The organism is Brevirhabdus sp., assembly GCF_052826345.1.
Genome location: NZ_JBRBUA010000065.1, coordinates 1 through 4,601, shown reverse-complemented (window position 1 = coordinate 4,601; position 4,601 = coordinate 1). Strand labels below are relative to the sequence as shown.

At 65.2% G+C, this 4,601-nt stretch carries 4 protein-coding genes; 2 read left to right on the top strand and 2 right to left on the bottom strand.

What is annotated here, in order from left to right:
* Positions 1-107: 107 nt before the first annotated feature.
* Positions 108-1,337 (top strand): class I SAM-dependent methyltransferase, encoded by a 1,230-nt coding sequence (locus ACU0BR_RS08340; protein ID WP_446156393.1) that lies wholly within the window; start codon positions 108-110, stop codon positions 1,335-1,337.
* A gap of 353 nt (positions 1,338-1,690) precedes the next feature.
* On the opposite strand, the gene ACU0BR_RS08335 is transcribed toward ACU0BR_RS08340, so the two are convergent.
* Together ACU0BR_RS08335 and ACU0BR_RS08330 are read right to left on the bottom strand one after the other, a co-directional pair.
* Positions 1,691-2,323: an aminotransferase class IV gene (locus ACU0BR_RS08335; RefSeq protein WP_446156392.1), complete on the bottom strand. Its 633-nt coding sequence runs from the start codon at positions 2,321-2,323 to the stop codon at positions 1,691-1,693.
* Positions 2,287-3,435, bottom strand: coding sequence for an aminodeoxychorismate synthase component I (locus ACU0BR_RS08330; protein ID WP_446156391.1), 1,149 nt, complete (start codon positions 3,433-3,435; stop codon positions 2,287-2,289). Before ACU0BR_RS08330 ends, ACU0BR_RS08335 begins: the two co-directional genes overlap by 37 nt.
* A 294-nt stretch (positions 3,436-3,729) precedes the next feature.
* On the opposite strand from ACU0BR_RS08330, the gene ACU0BR_RS08325 reads away from it, so the two are divergent.
* Positions 3,730-4,601: carbamoyl phosphate synthase preATP-grasp domain-containing protein (locus tag ACU0BR_RS08325; protein WP_446156390.1), on the top strand; the 872-nt coding region annotated here is incomplete at its 3' end.

The following is a 4,601-nucleotide window of genomic DNA, read 5'->3' as shown; positions in this document are numbered from 1 at the left end:
TTGCGTCTTAACATTAACGACATAACAACCTTCGCGCCATGATTGCAACGGTGCGGGGACAATGAGGGCCATCGACAGAAACGACGCTCTGTTCGGAGGAAATTGCAATGTGGACCCGTTCCCTAGATTACATGCTGCGCCATCTCATTCATCGTGGCGCGTTATCCGTTGAAATGCCGTCGGGAGAGGTCCGGCGCTACGGAGAGCCGGAAGCCGATGCGATCCACGTCCGGTTGACCGACCCCGACCTGCCGCGCAAGCTGGTGCTGAACCCGGACATGGCGCTGGGCGAGGCCTATGTCGACGGCCGTTTCCAGATCCAGGACGACGATCTGCGCGACTTCATGATGCTGATCATCGACAATCGCGACAAGACGCGCCGCAACCTCGTGCTGGACAGCGAACAGTTCCTGCGACAGCTCAAGCGGCGGCTGGATCAGTACAATCCCGCATCGCGGTCGAAAAGCAACGTCGCGCATCACTACGATCTGAACGGCGAGCTTTACGATCTGTTCCTCGACGAGGACAAGCAATACTCCTGCGCCTTTTTCAGCGATCCCGATTTCACGCTGGAACAGGCGCAGGCCGCCAAGAAGAAACATATCGCCGAAAAGCTCCTGCTCAAGCCGGGGATGCGGGTGCTCGACATCGGCTGCGGCTGGGGGGGCATGGCGCTGACGCTGGCGCGCGATTACGGGGTCAATGTCCTGGGCGTCACCTTGTCGGAAGAACAGCACAAGATCGCGACCGAACGCGCGCGCCGCGCCGGGCTGTCGGACCGGGTGGAATTCCGCATCCAGGACTACCGCGAGATCAAGGAAACCTTCGACAGGATCGTGTCGATCGGCATGTTCGAACATGTGGGCGTGCCGCATTACCGCACCTACTTCAACCGCGTGCACGACATGCTGACCGAAGACGGGGTCGCGCTGATCCATACCATCGGGCGCAACGCGCCGCCCGGCGCCACCAGCCCCTGGATCGCCAAATACATCTTTCCCGGCGGCTATGTGCCTTCGATGTCCGAGGTTCTGCAAGCGGTCGAACGCGAGGATCTGTGGGTCACCGATGTCGAGATCTGGCGCCTGCACTACGCCTACACGCTGCGCAACTGGCATGACCGTTTCGTGGCGAACATCGACCGGGCCAAGGCGCTTTACGACGAGCAGTTCTGCCGGATGTGGCGCTACTATCTGATCGCTTCGGAGCTGTCGTTCCGCTATTCGCGCCAGATCGTCTATCACTTCCAGCTTGCGCGCCGTCTGGATGCCGTTCCGCTGACGCGCGATTACCTCTACCGGCCCGAAAGCAAGCAGCTGTTGCAGGCGGCCGAATAGCCGCCGCCGCGTTTCCGAAAAACCAGAAGGCGCCGAGTTGGCCCCCGGAGAGCAGAAAAGCTCCTCCGGGGGCCGGCACCATCAGGCAGGGATGGTGTTCGCAGCGCCGGACGCACCGGCCGACCGCTACGCCGCAAGGCGAAAGGTCTGTAAAATCACCGAGTTGTTATTATTAACCATAAACGATTTTGCAATCGCAAATTGCAAGAATATGTCGCGGCGGCGCTCGCCCTCCGGCTGTCATGCTCAGCAAACTAAGGAAATCCGAGGCAGGCGAAAGAACTGCAAATACGGGTTTGACGACATGTCGGATGTTGTCGATTCGTCACACCACTGCGCCGGCCGGAGAACGATCACGGGGCGAGCCGCGCGGCGATCAGACCGCGCAACGCGTTGCCCAGGAAAAACGCCTGCCGCAGGTCCCCGGGCATGAGCCGGGCCTCCCGCGCCTGTCCCGCCGCCAGCAGCGACGCGCGGAGCACGCCGGGCAAGGCGCCGTCTTCCAGCGGGGGCGTCAGCAGCACCCCTTCGCGGCGCACGAAGACGTTGGTGATCGCCCCTTCCGCGATGTAGCCGGTCTCATTGAGAAAGATCAGCTCATCCAGCTCGACCGGCATCTCGGCGCGGGCACGGTCGTAAAGCGCGCGATGCGACGACTTGATCCGCCGCCACGGATCGTCCGAGCGCACCGTCGGCACCGCGATGGCCGCGCGCCAGCGGCGGCGCTCGGGCAGGAAGGGCGTCGCGCGCAGGTCAAGCGCACCCTGCCCGTCCAGCGTCAGGCGCAGCCGAAGCGCGTGGGGCCCGTCCGTCGCGGCCACCATCGCGCGCGCGCGGCCCGCATCGAAGGCAAACCCCAGCCTGTCCGCCCCCGCGCCCAGCCGCGCCAGGTGAAAATCCAGCAGCGCGACGCCCACACCGGGCGCGTAGCGCATCGTCTCGAACAGGATCAGCCCGTCAGGGCATGGGCGAAACGCGCTTTCCACAAGGCTTCCTCATATTCCGCGGCGGCGCTGCTGTCGTGCACGATGCCCCCGCCCACGTTCAGACGCAACCGCCCGTCGCGGTGCAATACCAGCGTCCTGATCGCGACGTTGAACGACATCGCCCCGTCCGGCGCGACCCAGCCGATGCTGCCGCAATAGATGCCGCGCGGCGCGGGTTCCATCGCGCGCAGGATCTGCATCGCACGGATCTTGGGCGCGCCGGTGATCGACCCGCAGGGGAACAGCGCGGCCAGAATGTCAGGCAGGCGCACGCCGGGGCGCAGGCGCGCCTGCACCAGCGACGTCATCTGATGCACGGTCGCATAGCTTTCGACGTGAAAAAGCTGCGGCACCTTCACGCTGCCGACCTGCGCCACGCGGGACATGTCGTTGCGCAGCAAATCGACTATCATCAGGTTTTCGGCCCGGTTCTTGGGGTCCCGCGCCAGCCAGCGGCGCGCGGCCTCATCGGCCCGCCGGGTGGCGGCGCGCGGCTGCGTGCCCTTCATGGGGCGTGTCTCGATGGCGCCCTGCCCGTCGCAGCGAAAGAACAGCTCGGGCGAACGTGACAGGATGGCCGGACCGTCCTCGTCCAGATCCACGAAGGCGCCGTACGATACCGGCTGCCGCGCGGCAAGCGCCGCATAGATCCCCGGCGCGGTTCCCTGCCATGTACCCGTCAGGGGAAAGGTCAGATTGGCCTGATAGATGTCGCCCGCCGCGATCAGCTCCTTTACCTGCGCGAAAGGCGCGGCATAATCCTCGGCCGACCATTGCGGCACGGGCTGATCCATCCGGGCGGCCTGTGCGTCGCGCTGCGCGCCCGCCCTCCAGGACGCGGCCGGGGCGGGCGCGTCGAAGACACCGAACAGCAACAGCGGTGTGTCGCGCGCAGGCGGCATCAGCGCGCGCAGCTTTGACGAGTAGAGATACCCCAGCTCATAGCTGGCCATCCCCGCCAGCCAGAACCCGCGGTCCTGCGCCTCCATCATCGCGGCCAGCGCGGCAGCGACCTGCCCGGGCGTGTCGGCACGGATGATCTGTCGCGGGTCCGCGAAAAGCGTGCCGCCGGGCACCGGCCCTTCGTCGAAAAGGATCGTCTGTCGCGTCACACCGTCCCCCGCCTCACCGCTGGCCCCTCACCGCCGGCCCCTCGTTCCATCCGTGCGGCCTAATGGCTTGGCGGGCGCCCCGCAAGCGCAAGACCCGGCATCGCCCCGGTGTTTTGCGGCGCAGGTTACCGAACCCCTACGCGCCACGGGCCGCACCCCGGCCCCGCCCTATCGGCGCTGCGGCAAGAAACCGGCCTTGCACTGCTTGGCCGTGGGACTATAACCGCGACAATTTGCAAAACACCACTCGCGCCGGGCCCGTTCCCGGCAAGCCTTTCCGGGGATACCAACGTCATGCCGAAAAGAACCGACATCAAATCCATCATGATCATCGGTGCGGGACCCATCATCATCGGACAGGCCTGCGAATTCGATTACTCGGGCGCCCAGGCCTGCAAGGCGCTGCGCGAAGAAGGCTACCGCGTGGTGCTGGTCAACTCCAACCCGGCCACCATCATGACCGACCCCGACATGGCCGATGCGACCTATATCGAGCCGATCACCCCCGAGATCGTCGCCAAGATCATCGAAAAGGAACGCCCCGACGCGCTGCTGCCCACGATGGGCGGGCAGACCGGGCTGAACACCTCGCTCGCGCTGGCCGACATGGGCGTTCTGGATAAATTCGGGGTGGAGCTGATCGGCGCCAACCGCGACGCCATCGAGATGGCCGAGGACCGCAAGCTCTTCCGCGAGGCGATGGATCGCATCGGGCTGGAAAATCCCAAGGCCACCATCGCCAACAACATGGAAGAATGCATGGCCGCGATCGAGCACGTCGGCCTGCCCGCGATCATCCGCCCCGCCTTCACCCTGGGCGGCACCGGCGGCGGCGTGGCCTACAATCGCGACGATTACGAACATTACTGCCGCTCGGGCCTCGACGCCTCGCCGGTCAACCAGATCCTGATCGACGAATCGCTGCTCGGCTGGAAGGAATTCGAGATGGAGGTGGTGCGCGACCGCGCCGATAACGCCATCATCGTCTGCGCCATCGAGAACGTCGACCCGATGGGCGTGCACACGGGCGATTCGATCACCGTCGCCCCGGCGCTGACGCTGACCGACAAGGAATACCAGATCATGCGCAACGGCTCGCTCGCTGTCCTGCGCGAGATCGGGGTCGAGACCGGCGGGTCCGACGTGCAATGGGCGGTGAACCCCGA

Coding starts and splice junctions, on each gene's coding strand:
- ACU0BR_RS08340 (WP_446156393.1), top strand. CDS start 108: ATGTGGACCCGTTCCCTAGATTACATGCTGCGCCATCTCATTCATCGT.